Raw genomic sequence first — 24,098 nt, 5'->3', positions numbered from 1 at the left:
TATCGGCCGTTGCATGGATCAACTGGGCAAAAAGATGCGCCTTCCCTCCATACAGGGCCTGCTCGCTTTCGAGGCCGTGGCACGATTGCGCAGCGTCAATCTGGCTGCCGAAGAACTCAGTATCACCCCGAGCGCCGTCAGCCACCGTATCCGCCAACTCGAAACCCAATTGGCGGTGCGTTTTTTCTCCGGCCGCGATTTCAGTCTCAGCTTGGAAGGCGTCGCCTATCTGGCTCGCGTGCGGGAAGCCATCGTGGCGCTTCAACAAGTGCCCGGCCATCAGACCAGCCCGCGACCGGACATGCGCAGATTGCGCGTCGCGGTCACGCCGACCTTCTCGCGCCAAATATTGCTGCCGCGGCTGGCGGTGTTCTGCCACACTTATCCCGACATCGAGCTGATCCTGCAGGTGACGACACCCGTGCGCAACATGACCGCCGAAGAGGCCGACATCGAGCTGCGTTTCGGCACGGGGCCGTTCCATGACCGCGAATTCCTGCTCTTGCAGGCCGACGAGGTCAGTGCCGTGTGCAGCCTCGACTATCTGCGCCGCCACGGGCCGTTCAACGACTTCGCCACCGACGACATGGTGTCGCGCGCCCAGCTGCTGCGCACGCCGCTGGAGTCCTGGAGTACCTGGTTCAAGGCGCATGGCATCGACCTGCCCGAGCCGGTCATGGGCAACCAGTTCAGCGACCTGGGCCTGATGCTCGACGCGGCGGCTGCCGGCCTGGGGGTGGCGCTGATGCGCCTGAAGCTGGGCCAGACCTGGCTGGCCAGCGGCCAACTGGTGCGACTGTCGACCCGCAGCGTGCCGTCGCCGAATGCGTATTTTTTGTGCTGGCGGCCAGGCGCCATGGAGCGCGTGGAATGCGCGACGTTTGTCGATTGGCTGCGCCGCGCCATGGACGACTGATCAAAAAATGCACGACCTGAATTGTTTTCAGGTTGAACAATGAGACTTTTCAGATTGCCGCCCGGAACGAGCAATATAGTTTTGTCCCAAGGCATCGAACGAGTGCCTGAGGACGGGCGTAGCCCCAGACAGAAAGTGGACGAAGCACGGAACAAAGGAAACCATGCCTGCCGCTGCCACTTTGCCGCAAGCGATCTTCCCGGTATTTGCCCTGCTGGCCGCGGGCTACGTCGTCAAGCGGCTGGGGTGGATGAAACCCGCCTATGCCGAGGGCATGAACCGGTTTGTCTACTACCTGGCCTTTCCGGTGCTGCTGTTCACCGTCATCGCGCGCACGCCCTACACTGAAATCTTCAAGGCCGCGTTTCTCGGCGCCTGGGCCGTATCGGTCATCGCCGGCTATTTTCTTGCCGGCGCGGCCAGCCTGCTGTGGCAACGCGATGGCCTGGCCGCCATGGGCATGCGCGGCTTCAACTCCGCCTGTGGCAATACCTCGATGGTGGGCATTCCGCTGTGCATCGCGGCCTTCGGCAAGGAGGCGGCGCTGCTCGCGGTGCTGGCCACCATCGCCAACGCGGTCATCGGCGTGAGCATGACGGTGATGCTGATCGAAAGCAGCAGGCAGGCCGGCGCCTCGCGCGCGAAAATGGCCGGGCGCATCGCCTGGTCGCTGGCGCAGAACCCGCTGATGATCAGTTTCGTGCTGGGTTTCGCCTGCGCCGCCTGGTACGGCCCGCTGCCGCCCGCGGTCGCCAACCTGGCCGACATGCTCGGCGCCGCGGCGATTCCGTGCTCGCTGGTCGCCACCGGACTGTTCTTTGCAGGCCATACGGACCGCATCGCCTATTCGCAGGCGTCGGTGTTCACCGTCTTCAAACTGATCGCGCAGCCCCTGCTGGGCTGGGCCATCGCGCGCTATCTGTTCGGCATCGACGGGCAATTGCTGGCGATATTGGTCGTGCTGTCGGCGATGCCGCTGGCCTCGACCTGCTTCGTGATCGCGCAACGTTTCGACGTGCTGGCCGAGGAAACCTCTTCGATGATGATCATCTCGACCGTCGCATCGCTGGTCACGCTCAGCCTGCTGCTGGGATGGCTCGGGATATAGCTTTCATGCGGCCCCGCGCGCGTTGCCGCGTCACGGAAAACCGCCGGGCCGATTCATCGTCTCTTCCCCTCCCCCTGCAGCCCGCCACCCGGGCACTCCCCCATGCGCTTGAAAGACTGCCACAATTTTCATGATTTCCGCCGCCTGGCCCGGCACCGGCTGCCGGGCCCGATATTCGATTACATCGACGGCGGCGCCGACGACGAAGTGACGATGCGCCGCAATACCTCCGCATTCGATACCTGCGCGTTGGTGCCCAATGTGCTGCGTGGGGTATCGGACGTGGACCTGTCGGTCACCGTGATGGGACAGAAGCTCGCCCTGCCGTTCTATCTGTCGCCCACGGCGCTGCAGCGGCTGTTCCATCATCAGGGCGAACGCGCCACCGCGGCGGCGGCCGAACGCTTCGGCACCCTGTTCGGCGTTTCCTCGCTGGGCACCGTCTCGATGGAAGAGCTGGCCAGAAAGCACAGCACGCCGCAGGCCTACCAGTTCTATTTTCACAAAGACCGGGGCCTGAACCGCGCCATGATGGAGACCGCCCGGCAAAGCGGCATCAAGGTGATGATGCTGACAGTCGACAGCATCACCGGCGGCAACCGCGAACGCGATCTGCGCACGGGCTTCACCATCCCCTTCCGCCTGACGCTGGGCGGCATGTGCCAGTTTGCCGTCAAGCCGCGCTGGGGGCTGGGCTTTCTGACGCACGACAGATTCAGCCTGCCGCAGCTCGATGCCCACATCGACATGAAGGGCGACTCGCTGAGCATCAGCCGCTATTTCACCGAGATGCTCGATCCTACGATGAGTTGGGACGACGTCGCGCAGATGGTCGCGCAATGGAACGGCCAGTTCTGCCTGAAGGGCGTCATGAGCGTGGACGATGCCCGCCGGGCGGCCGACATCGGCTGCACCGGCATCGTGCTGTCGAATCATGGCGGACGCCAGCTCGACGGCTCGACCACGGGATTCGACCAGCTCGACGACATCGTGCAGGCGGTCGGCGACCGGCTGGACGTGCTGATCGACGGCGGCATCCAGCGCGGCAGCCACGTACTGAAGGCGTTATCGCTGGGCGCCAAGGCGGTGGGGCTGGGGCGCTACTACCTGTTCCCGCTGGCCGCCGCCGGGCAACCCGGGATCGAGCGGGCGCTGGGCCAGCTCAAGGCGGAAATCGTGCGCGACATGCGCCTGATGGGCGCGAAGCAGGTATCCGACCTGGGGCGGCAGAACCTTCGATTCCTGGGCTGAACGGGACACCGGGCGCGCGGCCTCCCCCAGGCCGCCGCGGTCCGCTTCGCCCGCCCTCACGAGCGGCCAGGGCGAACATGACAAAATGGCTTCCCCAACATGAAGCCCCCAACTCGACACATTCGGCCAGGACGCGTTAGAATCCGCCCAGAAGTCAGCCTGTCCCGTTGCACAGGTCCCGTCTCATCACAGTTTTCAAGCCCATTTCGTCATGTCCCGACTCGCTACGACCTTCACCTCCCAGTGGTGGCGCTTCCGCTAGGAAGCGGCATGTCGTTGCGGTTCAATACTGCATCCTGCCGCCGGTACCGGTGACAGGCTCGCATCTCAGATAGCACCCCCGGCACGGCGGCTCCAAGACTCAAGGAGATTGCCCATGCTGTTGATGCTAGACAACTACGATTCGTTCACCTACAACCTGGTCCAGTATTTTGGCGAGCTGGGTGAAGACGTGCATGTGGCGCGCAACGACCAGATCACGCTGGACGAGATCGCCGCCCTGAATCCCTCGCGCATCTGCGTATCGCCCGGCCCGTGCTCGCCGGCCGAAGCAGGCGTTTCCGTTCCCCTGATCCAGCGTTTCGCCGGCCAGGTGCCCATCCTGGGCGTGTGCCTGGGCCATCAGGCCATCGGCGCGGCCTACGGCGGCGACATCGTCCGCGCGCAACAGATCATGCATGGCAAGACGGTGCAGATCTCGCACCGGGGCACCGACCTCTTCGCGGGCCTGCCCACGCCGTACACAGCCATCCGCTACAACTCGCTGACCATCGATCCGGCCACCCTGCCCGACTGCCTGGAAGTGACCGCCACGGCGCCAGACGGCGACATCATGGGCGTGCGCCACAAGACGCTGCCCCTCTACGGCGTCCAGTTCCACCCCGAATCCGTCCTGAGCGAGCACGGCCACGCCATGCTGCGCAACTTCCTGCAGATCCAATGAAAGGCTCCGTCATGACCATCTCCCCCGCCGAAGCACTGACCCGCTGCATCGAACACCGCGAGATCTTCCACGACGAAATGCTGCACCTGATGCGCATGCTGATGCGCGGCGAGATGTCGCCGCAGATCGCCAGCGCGCTGCTGATGGGCCTGCGCGTGAAGAAGGAAACCGTGGGCGAGATCACCGCCGCCGCGCAAGTGATGCGCGAGTTCGCCACGCCGGTCGTCACGCCCGATCCCAGCCAGTTGCTGGACATGTGCGGCACCGGCGGCGATGGCAGCCACACCTTTAATATTTCGACCACGGCCATGTTCGTCGCAGCCGCGGCGGGCGTGAAGATCGCCAAGCACGGCAACCGCAGCGCCTCGTCGTCCTCGGGCAGCGCCGACGTGCTGGAAGCGCTGGGCGCCAACCTGCAACTGACGCCCGCGCAGGTCGCCGAATGCATCGAGGAGACCCGCATCGGCTTCATGTTCGCCCCCGCGCATCACGGCGCCATGAAGAACGTCGCTGCAGTGCGCAAAGAGCTGGGCGTGCGAACCATTTTCAATATCCTCGGTCCACTCACCAACCCCGCCAGCGCGGGCAACCAGTTGATGGGCGTGTTCCACCCCGACCTGGTCGGCATCCAGGTGCGCGTGCTCGAGCGCCTGGGCTCGAAGCACGTGCTGGTCGTGCATGGCCGCGACGGCATGGACGAGGCGTCGCTGGGCGCCGCCACCATGGTGGGCGAACTGAAGGACGGGGTGGTCAGCGAATATGAAATCCACCCCGAGGACTACGGACTATCCATGATGTCCAACCGCAGCATCAAGGTGTCCAATCGCGAAGAGTCTCGCGCACTGGTCATCGAGGCGCTGGATAATGTCGAGGGCGCTGCCCGCGACATCGTCGCGCTGAATGCCGGACTGGCCATCTACGCGGGCAACAAGGCCGACTCGATCCCGCAAGCGCTCGCGCTGGCCTTCGAACTGATTGCTAACGGCGCAGCCCGGGCCAAGCTCGAGGAATTCTGCGCACATACCCGGAAATACCAATGAACGACATTCTCGCGAAGATCCTGGCTGTAAAGGCGGAGGAAGTCGCAGCGGCGCGCCAGATGCGCAGCGAGGCCGAACTGCTGCGCGAAGCGCAGGCGCGCCAGGACGTGCGCGGCTTCGCCCAGGCCATCGAGGACAAGATCGCCCAGGGCAAGGCCGGCGTCATCGCCGAAATCAAGAAGGCTTCGCCGTCCAAGGGCGTGCTGCGCGAGCAGTTCGACCCCTCAGAGATCGCCGCCTCGTACGCCACGCACGGCGCGGCCTGCCTGTCGGTGCTGACCGACGTGCAGTTCTTCCAGGGTTCGCACGACAACCTGCGCCGCGCCCGCGCGGCCTGCGCGCTGCCGGTGCTGCGCAAGGACTTCGTCATCGACAGCTACCAGATCGTGTCGGCCCGCGCGATGGGCGCGGATGCGGTGCTGTTGATCGTGGCGGCGCTGTCGCCCTCGCAGTTGCGCGACATGGAGGCCGTGGCCATGGACCTGGGCATGGACGTGCTGGTCGAAGTGCACGATGCACAGGAACTGGACGTGGCCTTGTCGCTGAAGACGCCCCTGCTGGGTATCAATAATCGCAACCTGCGCACGTTCGAGACCTCGTTGCAGAACACGCTCGATCTGCTGCCGTCCATTCCTGCCGGCCGCCGCGTCGTCACCGAAAGCGGCATCCTGAAGCCGGAAGACGTGCAATTGATGCGCAGCCACAAGGTCGACGCCTTCCTGGTGGGCGAGGCGTTCATGCGCGCCCCCGAACCGGGCGCGGAACTGGCGCGGTTGATGAGCTGACGTTCCGTTGACACCGATTCGGGCATGCGCAGCCGCGTGCCCATAGCCTGAATCGAATAGGGCCTGGCAAACTTCTGTGAGACACTGCCCGCTTGGCTAACGCGCCCGTCTCCCCGGGCCGTTTCAGCCGGCCGCTGGCTCCAGTGGTTCACAGGAGCGTGCCGCATGACCCTGGCCATCGACGAAATCCTGCGCCGATTGCCGCATCGCTATCCGATGCTGCTCATCGACAAGGTGACCGAGATCGTTCCCCGGGAACGTATCGTCGCGATCAAGAATCTTTCCCGCAACGAACCCTTCTTCGACGCCGCCGCTGGCAGGTCGGCCATGCCAGGCATGCTGATCGTCGAGGCGATTGCACAGGCCGCGGCCCTGTTCTCGTTCTCGCAGGAAGAACAGGACATCAGGCCGGAACACGACACCGTGGTGTACTACTTCCTGGGAATCGACGATGCGCAATTTTCCGGCCAGGCCCTCCCCGGCGATCAGTTGCGCCTGGAGGTCAATGCGCTGCGCCTGAACCACTCTTTGTGCAAGTACCAGGGACGTGCGCTGGTGGGCGACGTCCTGGTTGCCCAGGCCCGCATATTGTGCGCCATGCGGTCCGCCCCCTTGCAATAAACCCTCGCGATGCCGCGCGCACGGCATGCCTGTGACACGAATTCGATTGACGTGCGGCCCGATGCCCACCATAGTGGCCGGGAGATCCTCAAGCATTGCGATATTCGACCGGTTCCGCGCCACGCGCGCGCATTGTTCGTTTTCCCTTCCTTGATTGTCTTTTCGACAACAACATCTATTCAGAAGGAATAACGACATGGAAACCGGTATCGTGAAGTGGTTCAACGCGGAAAAGGGCTTTGGTTTCATCATGCCCGAGAACGGCGGAAAAGACCTGTTCGCGCATTTCTCCGAAATCCAGGGCGACGGCTTCAAGTCGCTGGAAGAGAACCAGCGTGTCAGCTATGTCGCCGGCGAAGGCCCCAAGGGTCCGCAGGCCACGAAAATCCGCGTGCTGTAAGCGGATCGGCGCTCGTACGGGGCAAGGCGCGGTCGCGGTCAATCCGCCTGCGTGCAGCGCCCCTGCCGCAGCGCCTCGAAGACATCGGGCGGCCCCATCTGGCCGCCTTTCAACATCAGTTCCACGCCATCCAGGGCGGGATCGTCAGCGTGCATCGTGCACACCGCCACGCCGGGACTCAGCGTGTAAGCCAGCGTCAGGGCACGCACATCCCAGGCCTGCACGGCAAGGCTCGAGGTATCGCCCCCCGCGAAACCCACGCGGGCCAGACGATGCCGCCGCAGCACCTGCCGCATCAATTGTCCCGCGAACAGGGCCAGATCACGGCCACTGCCCGACGGCGCCTCGCCGGCCAAGGTGGTGTTCGCCACCACGCTGCGGCCCTCCTGCAACACGTGAACAGCGCGCGTGGCGAGGTCCTGGCAATAGGCGCCTCCATCCGTGCAGGCGGCATGCGCCGCCGCGCAAACGGGGTCGATATCCAGCAACGTGAATCCCGCTTCCCGCGCGCGCTGCACTTGCTGCGCGGTGACCGGCGAACGGCTGCCCGCCACGACGAACGTGCAGTCCACGGGCGATGGCAACCGGCCGGCAACGCCAGGCGGCTCATCACGGCCATCGGCATGGCTTGCCGCGCGGCCGCCCTCCGACGATGCCTGCTTCGTGTCCTTCAAGGCACCGGAAGCTGTCCGTCCGGCCAACAACGCCTGCTCGACCCCACTCGGCCCCGCCAGCAGCAGCGGCCCGCCGTACCGTGAGATCCGATCCCAGAGCAACCGGCCTATGGCGCGCAGATGCGCCTGGTTCAGCACGTCGAACAGCACCGCAGCCGGGGCCTCGGCCAGCAAGGCGTCGAGCCCCTGCGGCGTCGCGTCGGCCGCCAGCCGGTCCACGCCGAACGACCGCACCCGTTCCAACCCCTGCCGCGCCAGATGCACGCGCAGGTCCGCTTCGTCCATCGGCGTGACGGGATGGCAACGCATGGTCGGATGGCGATCCAGCCGGTACACCGGTCCATCCTGCCCCGCGCGCGCATACAGGTTGGCGTGCACGCAGTAACGCCCCAAGCCAGGCTGCCCGCCCACGATGAAGGCCGTGGACCGGCCCAGCGCCTTCATCCCCAGTTGCAACGCGCGGCCGATGCTGCCGACATGCGGGGCGCTGTCGAACGTGGAGCAGGTCTTGTAGTGGATGACGTCCGCCCCGGTGGCGGCCAGCGCCGCGTAGATGCCCGGCAGTTCTCGGTCCATGTCCTCGGGCGACCAGGAGCGTGCCGTGCCCGCGACGCCCACGCAATCCAGCGCACCGAACGCGCGCAGGTCTTCCAACGAGGGCGGACGCAGGAACAATGCCGCGCGCAGTCCTCCGCGCACGGCCACCGACAGCGTGTCGGTGGATCCCGTGAAGTCGTCGCCGTAATAGGCGATGCGCACCGCGCCCATCGCGGGGCTCAGCCGTAGAACGCCAGCGCGCTGGCAAGCGCCGGATGACTGCGCGCATGCATCGGCAAGGTGACGCCGCTGCGAGCGGCTTCCCACGCGTCGCGGATGCTCTGCACGCCCGCGGCCGCACCATCCGGATGGCCCAGGATGCCGCCGCCCGACAGGAAGATCAGGTCGTCGCTGCCCACCGCCTCGAAGGTGGCGGGCACGGTGCCGGCCCACTGGCCCGACGAGAACACCGGCATCACTGCGTCGCCGCCCGCCAGCGGTTGCAGGCAGGCGCGCGCCGACGCCACGACGCTCTCGTCGCTTTCGTAGAACTTGCCGCCCAGCCCATTCACGTGCAACTGGTCCACCCCCGCCAGGCGCCACAGCACCTGGTAGGCCGGAAACGCCATGCCCAGCAGCGGATGGCGCGACATCGCGGCCAGGCCGTTGCGGTGTCCATGCAAGGCCAGCGGCGTGGCGCGCCGCAGCGACTGGATGGCGCTGTAGCCGCACCAGTTCAGGCTGGCCATCACGCAGGTGCCGCCGGCCTGCTCCACCAGATCGGCATGGCGGCGCATGGCATCCGTTTCGTCAGAGATGTTGAAGGCGTACATCACCTTGCGGCCCGTGCGCTGCGCATGCGCGTCGATCACCTTCATCACCTCGGCCACGCGGCGCGCCAACGGCGCATGCGGCGGGTTGGCCATCACTTCGTCGTCCTTGATGAAGTCCACGCCCGCCTCGCACAGCGTGGCCACCGTGGCGGCCGTCTGCTCGGGCGTCATGCCCACGTTGGGCTTGATGATGGTGCCCAGGATCGGCCCCGCCGCGCGGCCCGTGAGCGCACGCGTGCCGGCCACGCCCTGGCGCGGCGCGTCGAAGGCGCGCACGTACTCGGGCGGCAGGCGCAGCGACATCAGCTTCACGCCGGTCATCTCGCCCAGGTCGTAGATGTTGCCGGCCACCGTGGCGGCCAGCGTCGCCAGATTGGGGCCGACGTTGTCCACCGGAAAGCGCACGGTGATCTCGGCGCGCCGGTACGGTCCCGTCACGCCGCGCCGGTCCAGCAGGGCATTGGGCAGGCTGGGTGTGCCGACGGCGTCCAGCTCGCGGATCGCGGTGACGTTGGCGCGCGAGCGGGCGCGCAGGTCATCGGTCTCGCCGGCCACGCGCACGAAGGTGCCGCTGGACTGTTCGCCCGCCAGCACCTCGGCCGCCTGTTCGGGCGGGTACGGGGTTTCGATGAGATAGGTCGCCTCGAACTCGGCGCGCGCGTCAGCAGTCATGACAGCCTACAGGGTGTTCAGGTCGGGAAAGGGGCGCACGGCATCACGGCCGTCCCAGCCGACGGACGCCTCGCGGATCAGCTTGAACAGCTTGCCCTTGGGGCCGGCGATCTCGGACAGTTCGATCACGGTGCCGGGATGGGTCTCGGTCTCGAAGTAGACGTAGCGGCCGCCCGTGCCCACTTCGCCGCTCATGCCCACCACCAGGCCTTGCGCGGTCAGGCGCTTCAGGTCGGCGTCGAACGATTCCGTCCAGTAGGCCAGATGCTGCAGCCCCGTGCGGCCCGCGTCCAGGAAGGCCTTGTACATGGACGGCGCGTCGTTGCGCTGCTGGATCAGCTCGATCTGCAACGGCCCCGAATTGGCCAGGGCCACGGACACTTCGATGGGCGACGGCTCGCCGCGATAGCGGAAATTCTGCACCGGCACGCGGTCGGCGTAATACCAGGGCCCGATGCCCAGCACCTCGCTCCAGTGGCGCATCTCCTTCTGGATGTCGTGCACCACATAGCCCGCCTGGCGGACCTCGCCAAAGAATCGACTCATAGCTGCCTCAGAGAAAACCGATGGAAATCCAGGGAATGAAGGCGACCAGGAACACGCCCGCCACCAGCGCGCCCAGATACCCCCACATGTACGGAATGGCCTCGTCCGGATTGACCTTGCTGATGGCGCACGCGCCGTAGTAGCCCACGCCGAAGGGCGGCGCGAACAGGCCCACGCCCATTGACAGGATCACCACCATGGCGTAGTGCACTTCGTGCACGCCGACCTGGCGGGCGATGGGAAACAGCAGGGGCCCGAACAGCACGATGGCCGGGATGCCTTCCAGCACGCTGCCCAGGATGACGAAGGCCACGATGGACACCAGCAGGAAGCCGATGGCGCCGCCGGGCAGGCCGGCCATGGCCGCGGCCAGGTCGCGCGAGAAGCCCGATTGCGTCAGCCCCCAGGCCATGGCGGTGGCCGTGCCCACGATGAAGATGATGGCGCCCGACAGCGCGGCGGTTTCCACCAGCATGGTGGGAATGCGCTTCCAGTCGAAGCAGCGGTAGATCAGCAGCCCCGCCAGCACCGAGTACGCGATGCCGATGGTCGACACCTCGGTGGCGGTGGCCACGCCCTCGACCACCGCGGCGCGGATGACGAAGGGCAGGATCAGCGCGGGAATGGCGATCACCAGCGTACGGCCGATCTCGCGGCGCGTGGCGCGCTTGACCTGGCTCAGGTCCTGGTGGCGGCTGCGCGCCCACACGATCAGGCCCAGCGTCAGCCCCAGCGCCGCCGCGGGCAGCATGCCGCCGGTGAACAGCGCGGCGATCGACACGCCCGTGACCGACCCGATGGTGATCAGCACGATGCTGGGCGGAATGGTCTCGGTCTGCGCGCCGGTGCACGACAGCAGCGCGGCCAGGTCGCCGGGCTTGGCGCCGCGCTGCTTCATCTCGGGAAACAGCGCGGGCGCCACGGCGGCCATGTCCGCCACTTTCGAACCCGAGATGCCGGACACCAGGTACATCGCGCCGATCAGCACATACGACAGGCCGCCGCGCACGTGGCCCAGCAGGCTGGCCAGGAAGCCGATCATGGCGCGCGCCATGCCCGTCATCTCGATCAGCAGGCCCAGCAGGATGAACATGGGCACGGCCAGCAGGATCAGGTGCGACATGCCCTCGTCCATGCGGCCCACCATCACCACCAGCGGCGTATGCGTGGTCAGCGCCAGATAGCCGAAGGTGGCCAGCGCGAACGAGAACGCAATGGGCACGCCCAGGAACACATTGGCCGCCACCACGCCGACGAAGAACACGATCAGGTTGAACTTGCCCAGCGTCTGGAGCAACGGCTGCGCCAGCCAGAACACCAGCACGGCCGCGCCAACGGCCAGCACGGCCATCACGATATGGCGCGCACTGCCCACGCGCAGCAGCCGCAGCACGCCCATCAGCAGCATCAGCCCGAAGCCCGTGGGCAGCGCCGCCGCGCGCCAGGCGTTGGAGATTTCCAGCGCGGGCGTGGTCACGATGGCCTCTTCCGAGGCGTATTCGAAGGCATGCGGAAACACCAGCGCCAGGAAGGCGATGGACGCCGCGATGGCCGCCACGTCCAGCAGGGCGCGCAGGCCCGGCGAGCAGCGCGCGATCAGCGCCGTCATGCGCATGTGCTCGCCGCGCCGCAGCGCCACCACGGCGCCCAGCATGGACAGCCACAGGAACAGGATGCCGGCCAGTTCATCGGACCAGACCAGCGGCGCGTGGAAGACGTAGCGGGCGATCACGCCGGCCAGCAGCACGGCGATCTCGGCCAGCACCAGCAGCGCGGCCGGCACCTCGACCATCAGGCCCAGCGCGCGGTCGATCCGGGCCAGCAACCCAGCGCGGCCAGGCGCGGCGGGTTGTGCGGCCACGGCCCCGGCGTGCGCGCCGGGCTCGAAACGACGAGTGGCCTGCATGGCGTCAGGCCAGCTTGCCGACGGCGCCTTCCAGCAGGCCCCAGGCCTGGTCGCCGAACTTGCCGCGCCATTCCTCGTAGAAGCCAGCCTTACGCAGCGCGGCCTGGAAGGTATCCGCTTTGGGCTGGTTGAAGGCCAGGCCCTTGGCTTCCAGGTCCTTCTGGATCGACTGGTTCATGGCCTTGAGGTCTTCGCGCTGCTTGATGCCCGCCTCGTTGAAGGCGGTTTCCCACAGCGTGCGCAGCTCGGCGGGCAGGCGTTCGAAGGCGCGGCCATTGGCGATGAACCAGTAGCCGTCCCAGATGTGATTGGTCAGCGAGCAGTACTTCTGCACTTCGTACAGCTTGGCTGCCTGGATGATGGGCAGAGGGTTTTCCTGCGCGTCGACGATGCGCGTCTGCAGCGCCGAGTACACCTCGCTGAACTGCAGGCTGGCGGGCGCGGCGGACAGCGCCTTGAACATCGAGATGCTCAGCGGACTGACGGGCACGCGGATCTTGCTGCCGGACAGGTCGCTGGCCGACTGGATCGGCTTGTTGCTGGTCGTGGTCTGGCGAAAACCGTTGTCCCACATCTTCTCGAAAGCGTACAGGCGCGACTTGCCGATGGCCTCGCGCACGTGGGCACCCAGCTTGCCGTCCATGGCCGACCACACCTGGTCGTAGTTCGAGAACGCGAAACCCACCGCATTGATGGCCGCCACCGGCACCACCGTGGCGATCACCAGCGCCGACGGCGTGAACAGCTCGATGCCGCCGCTGCGCACCTGCGACAGCATGTCGGTGTCGCCGCCCAGTTGGTTGTTCGGGAAGATGTTGATTTCCAGCCGCCCGTTGGATTCCTTCCTGATCCGGTCGGCGGCCTCCTGCGAACGCACGTTCAGCGGGTGCGACATCGGCAGGTTGTTGGCGTACTTATAGGAAAACTCCGCGGCCCGGGCGAACTTGGGCACGCCCAGGTACAGCGCGGGCGCGGCGGCCATGGTGCGCAGCAGCGTGCGACGCGTCATCGTCGGCATGGTCTCTCTCCTTGGTCGGAGCGGCGTTCCCGGGCGTGATGCCCGATTGCCGCTTCTCAGTGGCGACAACTGTACCGCCGGCCATAGAATTGGAGAAACCGAAAATTCAGATGGATTAAGCGATGAGAGAGATAAATCTGTCGACCCGCGATCTACGCGCGTTCCTGGCCCTCGCCGACCAGCGCAGCTTCACGCGCGCCGCCCGGGTCTGCAATCTGTCTCAATCGGCCTTCAGCTCATTGATCCGCGCCATCGAGGACACGCTGGGCGCGCGCCTGTTCGACCGCGACACCCGCAACGTCGAGCTGACGCCGCAGGGCCAGGTGCTGGAAATCTCGGCGCGCCGCATGGTGGGGCAGTTCGACGACCTGGTGGACGATTTCCGCGGCTACGCCACGCTGCGCAAGGGACGCGTGTCCATCGCCGCCCTGCCATCCATCGCGGCGGGCTGGCTGCCGGGCGTGTTCGCGGAATTCCTGAAACGCCATCCCGGCATCGAACTGGAACTGGCCGACATGCTGTCGGCGCCGTCGCTGGAACTGGTGCGTTCCGGCCGGGCGGATTTCGCGCTGGCCTCGTCGGGCGCGCAGGCGCAGGAGTTCGACAGCGAGTTGCTGTGCAACGACCGTTTCCACCTGGTGTGCCGGCAGGACCATCCGCTGGCCGCCCGCGTCGAGATCGGCGTGCGTGACCTGACCGACGCGCCCTTCATCCACCTGGCGCGCTCGCACAGCGTGCGCATGCAGCTGGAGCGGGCGTTTGACCCGACACCGATGAATACCGTGCTGGAGGTGGAGCAACTGGCCACGCTGACCGGGATGATCGCCGCCGGGATCGGCATCACGGTGGTGCCGGCGTTGACCCTGTATGAGCTGGACCGGCCAGGGCTGGTCAGCCGGCCGATCAAGCTGCCGGGGTTGGTGCGGCGAATCTATCTGGTGAAGCGGCGCGGGGCGAGTTTGTCGCCGGCGGCGCAGCAGTTGTATGCGTTGATGGTGACGATGCGGCCGAAGATCGGGGACAAGGGTGGCCGTGAACGTGAGCGATAAGATGCGGCGCGTTGCCCGTCGAGCTACTCAACGGCCAGAGGGCCATTGCCTTGCTGCATGGAGTATCCGCAGCAGACGGATGATATCGCCCACCACGTCGTAGACCAGAATGTAGTTTCGATGCACCACGAACTCGCGCGTACCGGCTACACGGCCTGTACGGCCAAGATGCGGATGAGAAATCAGTCGCACCGCTTGTTCCGAAAACAATGCATCGAGCGCCAATGCCGCATCCACGCTGTCACGCGCGATGTAATCCCTGATTTCCCTGCGATCATCCCGTGCCGGAAGGGCCCACAGCAACTGCATTACGAGGATCGGGTCATCTTTCGCCGAGCGTCATCCCGCCATGCAGCCGCTTCGGCCTCGACTTCCTCAGCGGAAACGAGTTCCCCTGCATCTGCGGCATCCTGACCCGTCTTGACTGCCTGACGAAACCAGGCATCGTGATCCGACGCTGCACGCTGCTCACGCACGTACGCCCTCATGAAATCGCGCAATAACTGCGCGCCGGTCCGGTCATTTGACTTGGCAACTTGCGAGAACTCCATCTTCAGATCTTCGTCGACGCGAAAAGTGAACGTGGCTTCAGACATGGTATGGACCATCATGTGTTACGTGGTTAGTGCAATGTAACACGCGATACTTTACCCTTTACCCATATCAGCCTCATCGCCGAGGGCTTTCCGCTCGCCCTCGCCGATACAACGTACTGCGATGCACGCCCAACCGGCGTGCCGCCTTGCTGACATTTCCACCGCACGCCGCCAGCGCATCCTGGATGGCGGCTTCGGTCAAGGCATCCAAGGTATCAGGCGGCAGCGCCAAAACATCGCCGACGTTCGTTTTATCAGACGCAATCTCATGCGGCAGCATGTCAACGCGCACCTCGCCGGTCGGCTGCGCCAGCACCCGCAGCGTCCGCAAGGTGCTGGCCAATTGCCGGAAATTGCCGGGCCATTCGTAGCGCGCCAGAAGACCCAGTACGTCGGCCGGCAACGCCGGCGTATCGCCCGCCGCCGACCACAACGCCCGCACCACCTCCGCACGATCGGCGCGCTCGCGCAGCGCCGGCATCCTGACGGTGTACTCGGCCATCCGGAAATACAGATCGGACCGCACGGCCTGCGGATCGCCCGGGTCCAGCGGGCGGTGCGTGGCGCACACCAACGCGAAATCCACCGGCACGGCGCGGCCGCCGCCCAGGGGCGTCACCTCGCGCTGCTGCAGCACGCGCAGCAGGCGGGCCTGCAAGGCCAGCGGCATGTCGCCGATCTCATCCAGGAACAGCACGCCGCCCTCGGCCTGCCGCAAGAGGCCCTTGCTGCCCTGGCGGCGCGCGCCGGTGAAGGCGCCTTCGTCATACCCGAACAGCTCGGATTCGATCAGGCTTTCCGGCAAGGCCGCGCAGTTCACGGCCACGAATGGACGGCCGGCGCGCATGCTGTGCGCGTGCAGGCGCCGCGCGAAGACTTCCTTGCCGCAGCCTGTTTCGCCTTGCAGCAGCACGGACACGCCGGCATCCAGCAGGCGCACGGCGCGGCTGAGTTCGGCCAACGCGGCGGCATCGAACCAGGGTTCGGGATCGCGCGGCAGGCGGGCCTGTGCGGCGGGCGCATCGGCCATGCGGCGCGTTCGTGGGGCAGGCCCGGCCGGTCGCGGCCCGGGCAGTTCCGGTTCAGGGGACTGCGGTATCGCGCCGGGCATCACCGGCACATCGGCGGCACGGCCACGCAACTGCGCCGGCCGCGCCGGCCCGCCTTCCCCCGGCCAGCGCAGCCGGGCATGCCAGGCGGTATCGCCATGCAGGCGATGCACCCAGCCACGCGCGGCCACCTGCGCGGGCGTATCGGCGAACAGCTCGCCGTAACGGAACACACCCAGCGCGCCGCCGTCCAGTCCCAGCAGGTGCAGGGCATGGCGGTTGGCCCCCACCAGCACCTCGCCGTCGAACGCCAGGATGCCTTCGGACACCGTGCCCAGCATCTCGCGCTCGACGTGCACGCGCAGCACCAGGCAATCGCCGTAGCCTTCGTCGTACATGCGGTGCTCGATCTGGTCCACGGCCATGCGCACCAGACCCAAGGCGTGGCCATGCGCGCCGGTGGCGCGGCCCGACAGATCCAGCAGGCCGACTGTCTGTCCGCGCGGATCGGTAATGGGCACGGCGGCGCAGGTGAGGATGCGATTGGGTTCGAAGAAATGTTCTGCGCCGTGCACGGCGATGGGCCGCCGCTCGACCAACGCGGTGCCGATGGCATTGGTGCCGGCCACGGACTCGCTCCATGCGGCGCCGGGCAGCAGCGACACCTGCGATGCACGGTCCACGAAGTCCGCGCTGCCCCCGGTGTCCAGCACCAGGCCATCGGCGTCGGTCAGCACGATCAGGCCGCCGCTGCGGCAGGCCTCCTGGCGCAACTGGTCCAGCGCGGGGCGGCACAGGCGGCGCAGGGCTTCGTGGCGCTGCAGCGCCTCGCGCAATTCGGATTGGGTCAGCGGCTGTGGCGCGCGCACACCCTGCATGTGATGGCCCAGGTCGGCGCAACGCCGCCACGAGCGCAGGATGGGTTCCGCCACCAGATGATCGGGCACGGCGGCCTGTTCATTGAACAGACGACGCGCATTGGCCAGCGCCTGCTGGCGGGATAGCGTGGGCATGTTTGTCTCCGGTAGGCGTTCTGCGACACCTGTTCCAGCGCATCTGTCGCAAAACGCGACACAGACCGGCGCACCCTCTGCAACATCCAGGCGCCAGCGGCGGACAGACCTACTTTCGCATGCGATCCACCGGCTTGTCCATGCGTGAAACCGGCGCATCCGTCCCCTTGGCACGCTTATTGCATTGCCAATAACGGGTTCCCCCGACACAACACAAAGGAGACGACATGGACACTTCCACCCGCATCGCCCCGGGCGCCTACGGCTCGCCGATCGACATCAAGAAGGAATACGGCAACTTCATCGGCGGCAAGTTCCACGCGCCGGCCGATGGCCAGCTGTTCGACAACATCACGCCGGTCACCGGCCAGATCCTGTCGCGCCATGCCCGCTCCACCGCGCAGGACATCGAACTGGCCCTGGACGCCGCCCACAAGGCCGCGCCGGCCTGGGGCCGCACGTCGGTGGCCGAGCGCTCGCGCCTGCTCAACCGCATCGCCGCCGTCATCGAGGACAACCTGGAACTGCTGGCCACCGCGGAAACCTGGGACAACGGCAAACCGATCCGCGAAACGCGCGCCGCCGACCTCCCGCTGGCCGCGGACCATTTCCGCTATTTCGCCTCGGCCATCCGCGGCCAGGAAGGCGGCCTGTCCGAGATCGACGCGGACACCGTGGCTTATCACTTCAAAGAGCCGCTGGGCGTGGTCGGCCAGATCATCCCGTGGAACTTCCCCATTCTGATGGCCGCGTGGAAACTGGCGCCCGCGCTGGCCGCCGGCAACTGCGTGGTGATGAAACCCGCCGAGCAGACCCCGCTGGGCATCCTGGTGCTGGCCGAACTGATCGCCGACGTGCTGCCGCCGGGCGTGCTGAACATCGTCACCGGCTTCGGCCTGGAAGCCGGCAAGCCGCTGGCATCCAACAAGCGCATCGCCAAGATCGCCTTCACGGGCGAGACCACCACGGGGCGTTTGATCATGCAGTACGCCTCGCAGAACCTGATTCCGGTCACGCTGGAACTGGGCGGCAAGTCGCCGAACGTGTTCTTCGCCGACGTGGGCGCGCAGGACGACGACTTCCTGGACAAGGCCATCGAAGGCTTCGTGATGTTCGCGCTGAACCAGGGCGAGGTGTGCACGTGCCCCAGCCGCGCGCTGATCCAGGAATCGCTGTACGACCGCTTCATGGAGCGCGCATTGCAGCGCGTGGCCGCCATCAAGCAGGGCAACCCGCTGGACGCGGACACCATGATCGGCGCGCAGGCCTCCAGCGAGCAGTTGGAGAAGATCCTGTCGTACCTGGACATCGGCAAGCAGGAAGGCGCGCAGGTCCTGGCGGGCGGCGACCGCGCGCAGTTGCAGGGCGACCTGAAGGGTGGCTATTACGTGCAACCCACGGTGTTCAAGGGCAAGAACAGCATGCGCGTGTTCCAGGAGGAAATCTTCGGGCCGGTGGTGTCGGTCACCACGTTCAAGGACGAGGCCGAGGCGCTGCAGATCGCCAATGACACGCTGTACGGGCTGGGCGCCGGCGTGTGGTCGCGCGATGGCAATACCTGCTATCGCATGGGCCGGGCCATCCAGGCCGGCCGCGTGTGGACCAATTGCTATCACGCCTATCCGGCGCATGCGGCGTTCGGCGGCTACAAGCAATCGGGCATCGGACGCGAAACGCACAAGATGATGCTCGACCATTACCAGCAGACCAAGAACCTGCTGGTGAGCTACAGCCCGAAGAAACTGGGGTTCTTCTAAGGCAGGGCCAGGAGGCGGGACCGCTTGCGGCCAGGCTTGGCTGGCTGGCGGTTGCGCCTGTATCGTAGCCGGTACGCGCCGGGGCGGCGGCCGCTGCTCCGGTAGATCCTTTGATCGCGCGGACGCTTTTTCATGGCATTCCGGCGGCCATGCGCGGCGCTTGCGGGAGACACTATGGCCAAGGTTTCAGCCACCCCATCGGCCTTGCGGCTGATCGGCGAATTGACGGCGCAGTACGGCCCCATCATGTTCCACCAGTCCGGCGGATGCTGCGACGGCTCGTCGCCCATGTGCTATCCGCAGGGCGAGTTCCTGCTGGGCGACAACGACGTACTGCTGGGGGAAATTGGCGGCGCGCCGTTCTACATCGGCGGGGCGCAGTACGAGGCGTGGAAGCACACCGATCTGATCATCGACGTGGTGCCGGGACGCGGCGGCATGTTCTCGCTGGACAACGGGCGTGAAGAGCGCTTCCTGACGCGGTCGACGATCTGCGCGGTGTGATGGCGGCGCCTAACGTCCGCCCGCCACGTCGATGAACGAACCCGTGGTGAAGCTGGACTGGTCGGAACACAGCCACAACACGGCGTCGGCAACCTCTTGCGCCGTGCCGCCCCGCTGCATCGGCACGCTGTCTTTCAGGCGGTCGACACGGCCGGGCTCGCCGCCGCTGGCGTGCATCTCGGTATGGATCAGGCCAGGCCGCACGCCGTTGACGCGGATACCGTCGGCCGCCACTTCCTTCGCCAGGCCGATGGTCAAGGTATCGACCGCGCCCTTGGACGCCGCATAGTCGACGTATTCGTTGGGAGAACCCAGGCGCGCCGCCATGGACGACACATTGACGATGGCCCCGCCGCGCCCGCCATGACGGGGCGCCATGCGCCGCACGGCCTCTCGGCAGCATACGAAGGCCCCGACCACGTTGGTAGCCAGGATGCGCGAGATGCGCTGCGCACTGAGATGCTCGACGGTAGTCTGCAAGTCGAGAATGCCGGCGTTGTTGACCAGGGCATCGACCCTGCCCAGCTCACGATCCACCGTCTCGAACAGGGCCACGACCTCGTCCTCGATCGCCATGTCGGCGCGTACGGCCAGCGCCGTGCCGCCGGCATCCTGGATGGCCTGGACGACGGACTCGGCCGCGTCGGCGCGGCGGTGGTAGTTGACGCAGACCGCGTAGCCGCGCTGCGCAGCCGACAGCGCAACGGCGGCGCCGATGCCGCGGCTGGCGCCGGTGACGATCATGACCTTGCGAGAAAGTGCTTCAGGCTGCATGGGATCTCCTGAATCGAGGCGTGGCGGCAGGACAGCGCGCCATGAAGAACTCGGGGCCTGTTGTGTTGCCCCTAATCCACCTGCACCTGCGCCGGACCATCGACCATCTCGCCGATGACGGCCGCATGGCCGAAGCCATGCTCGCGGAACAGGGCCAGCACCTGCCCGGCATCCTGCGGCGCGCAGGCCACCAGCAGGCCCCCCGACGTTTGCGGATCGGTCAGCAGCGCGCGCGCGGCATCGTCCACGCTGGCGCCCAGGCGGATGGATTCGCCATACGAGGCCCAGTTGCGGCCCGAGGCGCCGGTGATCACGCCCTGCCGGGCAAAACCTTGCACCTGGTCCAGCCAGGGCAGGTCCGCCAGGCGCAGCCGCGCCGTCAGCCCGGCGCCGCGCGCCATTTCCAGCGAATGGCCCAGCAGGCCGAAACCGGTGACGTCGGTGATGGCGTGCACGCCCGGCAGCGCGGACAGGGCCGTACCGGGGCGGTTGAGCAGCGTGGTCGCGGCGATCATGGCGGCATAGCCGTCCTGGTCCAGCAGGTTCTTCTTCAGGGCGGCGGACAGCACGCCCACGCCCAGCGGCTTGCCCAGGATGAGCACGTCGCCCGCGCGCGCGTCGGCGTTGCGCTTGATGCGCGAGGGATGCACCAGCCCCATGGCGGCCAGGCCGTAGATGGGCTCGACCGAATCGATGGAGTGCCCGCCCGCCACCGGAATGCCGGCGTCGGCGCAGACGGACTCGCCGCCGCGCAGGATCTCGGCGATGGTCTCGTGCGGCAGCACGTTGATCGGCATGCCGACGATGGCCAGCGCCATGATGGGCGTGCCGCCCATGGCGTACACGTCGGATAGCGCGTTGGTGGCGGCGATGCGGCCGAAGTCGAACGGATCGTCGACGATGGGCATGAAGAAATCGGTGGTGGCGATGAGCGCCTGCTCGTCGTTCAGGCGATAGACCGCCGCGTCGTCGGCCGTTTCGGTGCCCACCAGAAGGTCGGCGCAGGCCTTGAACGGCGTGTGGCGCGCCAGCAGCGTGGACAGCACGCCCGGCGCGATCTTGCAGCCGCAGCCGCCGCCGTGGGAAAGGGAAGTCAGCCGGGGCGGTTGCGCGCCGGTCGTGTCTTGGGCCATGGAATCACCTGTTCGGGAATGCAGCGGCACGACGGGGACCACGCCGGGCCGCGATGTCGGGCAAGCATAGCACCGGCGATTGGCGCGCCCATATGCAGGGGCGAACCTATTTGATCAAACGCAGGCCCGCTGTCTTTGCGGCCTTTACGTCGAAGGTGGCGGTGTACTCGCACTGGGCATCGTGCCCGGCGCGCTCGATCAGGCAATCGGCAAAATCGGCCGACGAGGCGGCGTACAACCGAAGCGCCTTCCAGACCGTTTCCGCGGCTTCGACCACCATGCCCTGAGTGCGCAGCAGGATCTCGATGACCCGCACAATGTCGGCGCGCGGCGCATCGTAGGCGCGGCCGAGCACCCAGACGACCTCGACCAGGGCCACCTGGGAAATGAAGCCGGGTTGATCGGCACTGAGCGACTCGACCAATGCATTGGCTTTCCTGGCTTGCACGGGATCGTCCTGCACGAAATAGCGCACCAGCACGTTGGTGTCCAAGCCGATCATCGAGCCTTGCCTCCTTGCTCTGCAATTGCCGCGTTCATGTCCTCGATGGACACCGGCCTGGCCGGTTTGCGGATAATGCCTTTGAGCGCGGTGACAGCGTATGTGGCCGGAATGACTTCGTAGCGACCCGACGCTTCATTTAGGACGAATTCAACCCTGTCGCCGGAGGATAAGCCCAACTGCTGGCGGACCTCGGCGGGAATGGTGATCTGCCCTTTGGAAGTGACGGTAGCGGACGCCATGGCTTCCCCCTTCTCTATTCGATTCCTTACTTTAAGGTAAGGATTGAGATGCGCGCAAGCAGGCGTACCGATAAATCGGACATAGGGAAGGGAGAGGAAAAGGATGACGCCGAGGCCCGGACGGCCCGGCGATAAATGCAATGGCGGAAGGCAGCAGGAGTCGAACCTACCTGGGAGCGTCTGACGCCCCCAACTGGGTTTGAAGCCCAGCCGTGCCGCCGGGCACGAATGCCTTCCTCGGCGGCGGTCCCCATGATACGTCAGGATGCGCCCGTTGCCCGGCCGAACAGCGCCGTATCGGTGCGCAGCACATGGTGGTCGCGCAGGCGGCGCGTATAGCCCACGCGATCGAAAAATTCCAGGATCTGGATGGCGCGTTTGCGCCCCAGGCCGGTGGCATCGCGAAACGCCGCGGCATGCGCGCTGCCGTCGCGCTCGCACAGGTCGGCCACCAGCGCCGCCAAGGCCGCCACGTGATCGCGGTGGTAGTACAGGTCCTTGACCACCTGCGCCACCTCGCCGCGCCGCAGCAGCTTGCGCAGCAGCTGGCGCACGCGGTCTTCGGGCTCGTTCTGCGTGCGCGCCAGGTCGCGTACCCAGGGCGGATCGTAGAGACCGTCGCGGATCAGCCGCAGCAGCCGTTCGGCCAATACCGCCTCGGCCTCGCCCAGCGTGGCCGCATGCTGCGGACGATGCAGCCAGGCGCCGTTGCGCGCCAGGCGGCCCTGCGCCAGCAGGCGCTCGAGCACCGCCTGCCACAAGGATTCGGACACGGCCGGTGCGGCGATGCGGCGCAGGCGCGCGGCGTCGAGCCCGGGCTCGTCCGGAGATTGCTCATGAAAGCCGTCCAGCGCCTTCAACGCACGCTCGCACAAGGCCTCCCAGTGGCCGGCCAGCACCAAAGTGCGCGACGCCTGCGGCCCGCGCGCGGCCGCCCACACCGCGTCGTCCGGCACGGCAAGCGACTGCGCGGGCAGGCCGGTCAGGCGTTGCAGCTGCGCTTCGTCCAGGCCCAGCGGGGCTTCGCACAGCACCGCCGACAGGCCGTGCCCATCCAGCAAAGCGGCCACGGCGTTCAGCCAGGCCAGCCGTTGCGGCGTGCGCCGCTTGCGGTCGGGCGCGTTGGGATCGAGCACGCGGCCGCCGCCCACGGTGCGCGAGGCCTGCGCATTGCGGGCGATGTATCGGTCGCCCGGCATGGCGCACACGGGCGTGTCGAACACCAGTTGCACCCGGCCACACTGGCCAGGCGCCAATGGCTCTGGCGAAAGCGGCACCGCGTGGGCCACGTGATGCGCGGCGCCGATATGGATGTGCAGCGGCGCCCAGGCGCGCAGCGGGCCCTCGGCGGATTCCAGCCAGTCGAGTTCGACGTCGACGTGGCGCGACGGGCTGAAGCAGCGCGCATCGGCGATCCAGTCGCCGCGCGCGATGGTGTCCTTGTCCACGCCGGGCAGGTTCAGCGCGCAGCGCTGGCCGGCCGCGCCTTCGGGACTGGCGCGATTCTGCGCGTGGATGCTGCGCACGCGCACCGGCGTGCCCGCGGGCATCAGGCGCAGATCGGCCGTCTCGTCGCCCACGCGCACGCGGCCCGCATGGGCGGTGCCCGTGACCACGGTGCCATGGCCCGCCAGGGTGAACGCGCGGTCCACCGCCAGGCGGAACAGGCCCTGCGCGCCGCGCGCCGGCAAGGCCTGCGCGGCATCGTCCAGATGCGATCTCAGGGTCGCCGTGCCCGCGTCGCCCGGCTCGGCAGCACGGGTGGGGAAAACGGGCGCGCCTTCCAGGAAAGTGCCGGCCGTCAATTGCGCGATCTCGTCCTCGACGTCACGCAGGCGCGCCGCGTCGGCGCGGTCGGCCTTGGTCAGCACCACGGCGCCGCGCGCCACGCCCAGCAGGATCAGGATGGCCAGGTGCTCGCGCGTCTGCGGCATCACGCCATCATCGGCCGCCACCACCAGCAGGCCGAAATCGATGCCCGTGGCGCCGGCCGCCATCGTGTGCACCAGCTTTTCATGGCCCGGCACGTCGATGAAGCCCAGCACGTCGCCATTGGGCAGGGGCGTGTAGGCATAGCCCAGTTCGATGGAAATGCCGCGCGCCTTCTCTTCCTTCAGGCGGTCGGTATCCACGCCCGTCAGGGCGCGCACCAGCGTGGTCTTGCCGTGGTCGATGTGACCGGCGGTGCCGACGATCATGCCGCAGTCTCTCTGGTCGAAACGAAAACCC

General features: G+C 66.9%; 24 protein-coding genes and 1 tRNA gene. 11 read left to right on the top strand and 14 right to left on the bottom strand.

The window, feature by feature from the left end; genetic code table 11:
- Positions 1–34 precede the first annotated feature (34 nt).
- The 8 genes from A7W11_RS08450 (at position 35) to A7W11_RS08415 (ending at position 7,064) form a co-directional block, all read left to right on the top strand.
- Positions 35–916, top strand: a complete 882-nt coding sequence (locus A7W11_RS08450; protein ID WP_066413667.1) for a LysR substrate-binding domain-containing protein — start codon at positions 35–37, stop codon at positions 914–916.
- Between the two features lie 163 nt (positions 917–1,079).
- The gene (locus A7W11_RS08445) at positions 1,080–2,024 is read left to right on the top strand and encodes an AEC family transporter (RefSeq protein WP_066410573.1); all 945 of its coding nucleotides are present in this window, start codon (positions 1,080–1,082) and stop codon (positions 2,022–2,024) included.
- A 102-nt stretch (positions 2,025–2,126) separates the two neighbouring features.
- A complete protein-coding gene (locus A7W11_RS08440) occupies positions 2,127–3,275 on the top strand; it encodes an alpha-hydroxy acid oxidase (protein ID WP_066410572.1) in 1,149 nt (382 codons plus the stop codon).
- Positions 3,276–3,651: 376 nt separating this feature from the next.
- Positions 3,652–4,218: an aminodeoxychorismate/anthranilate synthase component II gene (locus tag A7W11_RS08435; RefSeq protein ID WP_066410571.1), complete on the top strand. Its 567-nt coding sequence runs from the start codon at positions 3,652–3,654 to the stop codon at positions 4,216–4,218.
- An 11-nt stretch (positions 4,219–4,229) separates the two neighbouring features.
- Complete coding sequence (gene trpD / locus A7W11_RS08430; protein WP_066410570.1) at positions 4,230–5,258, top strand: anthranilate phosphoribosyltransferase; 1,029 nt, start codon at positions 4,230–4,232, stop codon at positions 5,256–5,258.
- A complete protein-coding gene (gene trpC / locus A7W11_RS08425; RefSeq protein WP_066410569.1) occupies positions 5,255–6,043 on the top strand; it encodes an indole-3-glycerol phosphate synthase TrpC in 789 nt (262 codons plus the stop codon). Before trpD ends, trpC begins: the two co-directional genes overlap by 4 nt.
- A gap of 165 nt (positions 6,044–6,208) precedes the next feature.
- Positions 6,209–6,664, top strand: coding sequence for a 3-hydroxyacyl-ACP dehydratase FabZ (gene fabZ / locus A7W11_RS08420; protein ID WP_066410568.1), 456 nt, complete (start codon positions 6,209–6,211; stop codon positions 6,662–6,664).
- Positions 6,665–6,860: 196 nt separating this feature from the next.
- Positions 6,861–7,064: a cold-shock protein gene (locus A7W11_RS08415; RefSeq protein WP_066123934.1), complete on the top strand. Its 204-nt coding sequence runs from the start codon at positions 6,861–6,863 to the stop codon at positions 7,062–7,064.
- Between the two features lie 38 nt (positions 7,065–7,102).
- Here the strand turns inward: A7W11_RS08415 and A7W11_RS08410 are convergent, their stop codons facing one another.
- Genes A7W11_RS08410 through A7W11_RS08390 form a run of 5 tightly spaced genes read right to left on the bottom strand, consistent with a single transcriptional unit; the run spans position 7,103 to position 13,250 of the window.
- Positions 7,103–8,506 (bottom strand): four-carbon acid sugar kinase family protein, encoded by a 1,404-nt coding sequence (locus tag A7W11_RS08410; protein WP_066410567.1) that lies wholly within the window; start codon positions 8,504–8,506, stop codon positions 7,103–7,105.
- Between the two features lie 8 nt (positions 8,507–8,514).
- Positions 8,515–9,780: a ribulose-bisphosphate carboxylase large subunit family protein gene (locus A7W11_RS08405; RefSeq protein ID WP_066410566.1), complete on the bottom strand. Its 1,266-nt coding sequence runs from the start codon at positions 9,778–9,780 to the stop codon at positions 8,515–8,517.
- Positions 9,781–9,786: 6 nt separating this feature from the next.
- Positions 9,787–10,326 (bottom strand): VOC family protein, encoded by a 540-nt coding sequence (locus tag A7W11_RS08400; RefSeq protein ID WP_066410565.1) that lies wholly within the window; start codon positions 10,324–10,326, stop codon positions 9,787–9,789.
- Between the two features lie 7 nt (positions 10,327–10,333).
- On the bottom strand, positions 10,334–12,232 hold the full coding sequence (locus A7W11_RS08395; RefSeq protein ID WP_066410564.1) for a TRAP transporter large permease: 1,899 nt from the start codon (positions 12,230–12,232) through the stop codon (positions 10,334–10,336).
- A 4-nt stretch (positions 12,233–12,236) separates the two neighbouring features.
- Positions 12,237–13,250 carry a TRAP transporter substrate-binding protein gene (locus A7W11_RS08390; RefSeq protein WP_066410563.1) on the bottom strand — a complete coding sequence of 338 codons (1,014 nt, stop codon included), beginning with the start codon at positions 13,248–13,250 and terminating at the stop codon, positions 12,237–12,239.
- A gap of 122 nt (positions 13,251–13,372) precedes the next feature.
- Between A7W11_RS08390 and A7W11_RS08385 the strand changes: the two genes are divergently transcribed.
- Positions 13,373–14,299 (top strand): LysR family transcriptional regulator, encoded by a 927-nt coding sequence (locus A7W11_RS08385; RefSeq protein ID WP_173678812.1) that lies wholly within the window; start codon positions 13,373–13,375, stop codon positions 14,297–14,299.
- 27 nt (positions 14,300–14,326) lie between these two features.
- Here the strand turns inward: A7W11_RS08385 and A7W11_RS27350 are convergent, their stop codons facing one another.
- The 3 genes from A7W11_RS27350 to A7W11_RS08375 form a co-directional block, all read right to left on the bottom strand.
- Positions 14,327–14,608 carry a type II toxin-antitoxin system RelE/ParE family toxin gene (locus A7W11_RS27350; RefSeq protein WP_082887154.1) on the bottom strand — a complete coding sequence of 94 codons (282 nt, stop codon included), beginning with the start codon at positions 14,606–14,608 and terminating at the stop codon, positions 14,327–14,329.
- Positions 14,608–14,895, bottom strand: coding sequence for a CopG family ribbon-helix-helix protein (locus A7W11_RS08380; RefSeq protein ID WP_066413657.1), 288 nt, complete (start codon positions 14,893–14,895; stop codon positions 14,608–14,610). Before A7W11_RS08380 ends, A7W11_RS27350 begins: the two co-directional genes overlap by 1 nt.
- Positions 14,896–14,968: 73 nt before the next feature.
- Entirely contained in the window at positions 14,969–16,957 is a 1,989-nt protein-coding gene (locus A7W11_RS08375) for a sigma-54-dependent Fis family transcriptional regulator (protein WP_066410562.1), read from the bottom strand.
- 227 nt (positions 16,958–17,184) lie between these two features.
- Between A7W11_RS08375 and adh the strand changes: the two genes are divergently transcribed.
- Both adh and A7W11_RS08365 read left to right on the top strand, forming a co-directional pair.
- Positions 17,185–18,714 carry an aldehyde dehydrogenase gene (gene adh, locus A7W11_RS08370; protein ID WP_066410561.1) on the top strand — a complete coding sequence of 510 codons (1,530 nt, stop codon included), beginning with the start codon at positions 17,185–17,187 and terminating at the stop codon, positions 18,712–18,714.
- A 174-nt stretch (positions 18,715–18,888) separates the two neighbouring features.
- On the top strand, positions 18,889–19,218 hold the full coding sequence (locus A7W11_RS08365; protein ID WP_066123943.1) for a DUF779 domain-containing protein: 330 nt from the start codon (positions 18,889–18,891) through the stop codon (positions 19,216–19,218).
- Between the two features lie 9 nt (positions 19,219–19,227).
- Here A7W11_RS08365 and A7W11_RS08360 read toward each other — a convergent pair whose 3' ends face one another.
- The 6 genes from A7W11_RS08360 to selB all read right to left on the bottom strand — a co-directional run bounded on the left by A7W11_RS08360 (position 19,228) and on the right by selB (position 24,067).
- Positions 19,228–19,992 carry an SDR family oxidoreductase gene (locus A7W11_RS08360; protein WP_066410559.1) on the bottom strand — a complete coding sequence of 255 codons (765 nt, stop codon included), beginning with the start codon at positions 19,990–19,992 and terminating at the stop codon, positions 19,228–19,230.
- A 71-nt stretch (positions 19,993–20,063) separates the two neighbouring features.
- On the bottom strand, positions 20,064–21,125 hold the full coding sequence (selD, locus tag A7W11_RS08355; RefSeq protein WP_066410558.1) for a selenide, water dikinase SelD: 1,062 nt from the start codon (positions 21,123–21,125) through the stop codon (positions 20,064–20,066).
- A 106-nt stretch (positions 21,126–21,231) separates the two neighbouring features.
- The gene (locus A7W11_RS08350; RefSeq protein ID WP_066410557.1) at positions 21,232–21,627 is read right to left on the bottom strand and encodes a PIN domain-containing protein; all 396 of its coding nucleotides are present in this window, start codon (positions 21,625–21,627) and stop codon (positions 21,232–21,234) included.
- On the bottom strand, positions 21,624–21,869 hold the full coding sequence (locus tag A7W11_RS08345) for an AbrB/MazE/SpoVT family DNA-binding domain-containing protein (protein WP_066410556.1): 246 nt from the start codon (positions 21,867–21,869) through the stop codon (positions 21,624–21,626). The genes A7W11_RS08350 and A7W11_RS08345 overlap by 4 nt, the downstream gene beginning before the upstream one ends.
- 141 nt (positions 21,870–22,010) lie before the next feature.
- Positions 22,011–22,106, bottom strand: a tRNA-Sec gene (locus A7W11_RS08340).
- A 23-nt stretch (positions 22,107–22,129) separates the two neighbouring features.
- Positions 22,130–24,067 (bottom strand): selenocysteine-specific translation elongation factor, encoded by a 1,938-nt coding sequence (gene selB / locus A7W11_RS08335; RefSeq protein ID WP_066410555.1) that lies wholly within the window; start codon positions 24,065–24,067, stop codon positions 22,130–22,132.
- Between the last annotated feature and the right edge of the window lie 31 nt (positions 24,068–24,098).

Origin of the sequence: Bordetella ansorpii (assembly GCF_900078315.1) — a bacterium.
GTDB lineage: Bacteria > Pseudomonadota > Gammaproteobacteria > Burkholderiales > Burkholderiaceae_B > Bordetella > Bordetella ansorpii.
The sequence above is the reverse complement of the archived record's forward strand: the minus strand, read 5'-3'. Positions and strand labels throughout refer to the sequence as shown.

Coding starts and splice junctions, on each gene's coding strand:
- A7W11_RS08415 (WP_066123934.1), top strand. CDS start 6,861: ATGGAAACCGGTATCGTGAAGTGGTTCAACGCGGAAAAGGGCTTTGGT.
- A7W11_RS08435 (WP_066410571.1), top strand. CDS start 3,652: ATGCTGTTGATGCTAGACAACTACGATTCGTTCACCTACAACCTGGTC.
- trpC (WP_066410569.1), top strand. CDS start 5,255: ATGAACGACATTCTCGCGAAGATCCTGGCTGTAAAGGCGGAGGAAGTC.
- fabZ (WP_066410568.1), top strand. CDS start 6,209: ATGACCCTGGCCATCGACGAAATCCTGCGCCGATTGCCGCATCGCTAT.
- A7W11_RS08360 (WP_066410559.1), bottom strand. CDS start 19,992: ATGCAGCCTGAAGCACTTTCTCGCAAGGTCATGATCGTCACCGGCGCC.
- A7W11_RS27350 (WP_082887154.1), bottom strand. CDS start 14,608: ATGCAGTTGCTGTGGGCCCTTCCGGCACGGGATGATCGCAGGGAAATC.
- A7W11_RS08390 (WP_066410563.1), bottom strand. CDS start 13,250: ATGCCGACGATGACGCGTCGCACGCTGCTGCGCACCATGGCCGCCGCG.
- A7W11_RS08400 (WP_066410565.1), bottom strand. CDS start 10,326: ATGAGTCGATTCTTTGGCGAGGTCCGCCAGGCGGGCTATGTGGTGCAC.
- A7W11_RS08445 (WP_066410573.1), top strand. CDS start 1,080: ATGCCTGCCGCTGCCACTTTGCCGCAAGCGATCTTCCCGGTATTTGCC.
- A7W11_RS08345 (WP_066410556.1), bottom strand. CDS start 21,869: ATGGCGTCCGCTACCGTCACTTCCAAAGGGCAGATCACCATTCCCGCC.
- A7W11_RS08440 (WP_066410572.1), top strand. CDS start 2,127: ATGCGCTTGAAAGACTGCCACAATTTTCATGATTTCCGCCGCCTGGCC.
- A7W11_RS08375 (WP_066410562.1), bottom strand. CDS start 16,957: ATGCCCACGCTATCCCGCCAGCAGGCGCTGGCCAATGCGCGTCGTCTG.
- A7W11_RS08350 (WP_066410557.1), bottom strand. CDS start 21,627: ATGATCGGCTTGGACACCAACGTGCTGGTGCGCTATTTCGTGCAGGAC.
- A7W11_RS08385 (WP_173678812.1), top strand. CDS start 13,373: ATGAGAGAGATAAATCTGTCGACCCGCGATCTACGCGCGTTCCTGGCC.
- A7W11_RS08450 (WP_066413667.1), top strand. CDS start 35: ATGCGCCTTCCCTCCATACAGGGCCTGCTCGCTTTCGAGGCCGTGGCA.
- A7W11_RS08380 (WP_066413657.1), bottom strand. CDS start 14,895: ATGTCTGAAGCCACGTTCACTTTTCGCGTCGACGAAGATCTGAAGATG.
- adh (WP_066410561.1), top strand. CDS start 17,185: ATGGACACTTCCACCCGCATCGCCCCGGGCGCCTACGGCTCGCCGATC.
- selB (WP_066410555.1), bottom strand. CDS start 24,067: ATGATCGTCGGCACCGCCGGTCACATCGACCACGGCAAGACCACGCTG.
- A7W11_RS08405 (WP_066410566.1), bottom strand. CDS start 9,780: ATGACTGCTGACGCGCGCGCCGAGTTCGAGGCGACCTATCTCATCGAA.
- trpD (WP_066410570.1), top strand. CDS start 4,230: ATGACCATCTCCCCCGCCGAAGCACTGACCCGCTGCATCGAACACCGC.
- selD (WP_066410558.1), bottom strand. CDS start 21,125: ATGGCCCAAGACACGACCGGCGCGCAACCGCCCCGGCTGACTTCCCTT.
- A7W11_RS08410 (WP_066410567.1), bottom strand. CDS start 8,506: ATGGGCGCGGTGCGCATCGCCTATTACGGCGACGACTTCACGGGATCC.
- A7W11_RS08395 (WP_066410564.1), bottom strand. CDS start 12,232: ATGCAGGCCACTCGTCGTTTCGAGCCCGGCGCGCACGCCGGGGCCGTG.
- A7W11_RS08365 (WP_066123943.1), top strand. CDS start 18,889: ATGGCCAAGGTTTCAGCCACCCCATCGGCCTTGCGGCTGATCGGCGAA.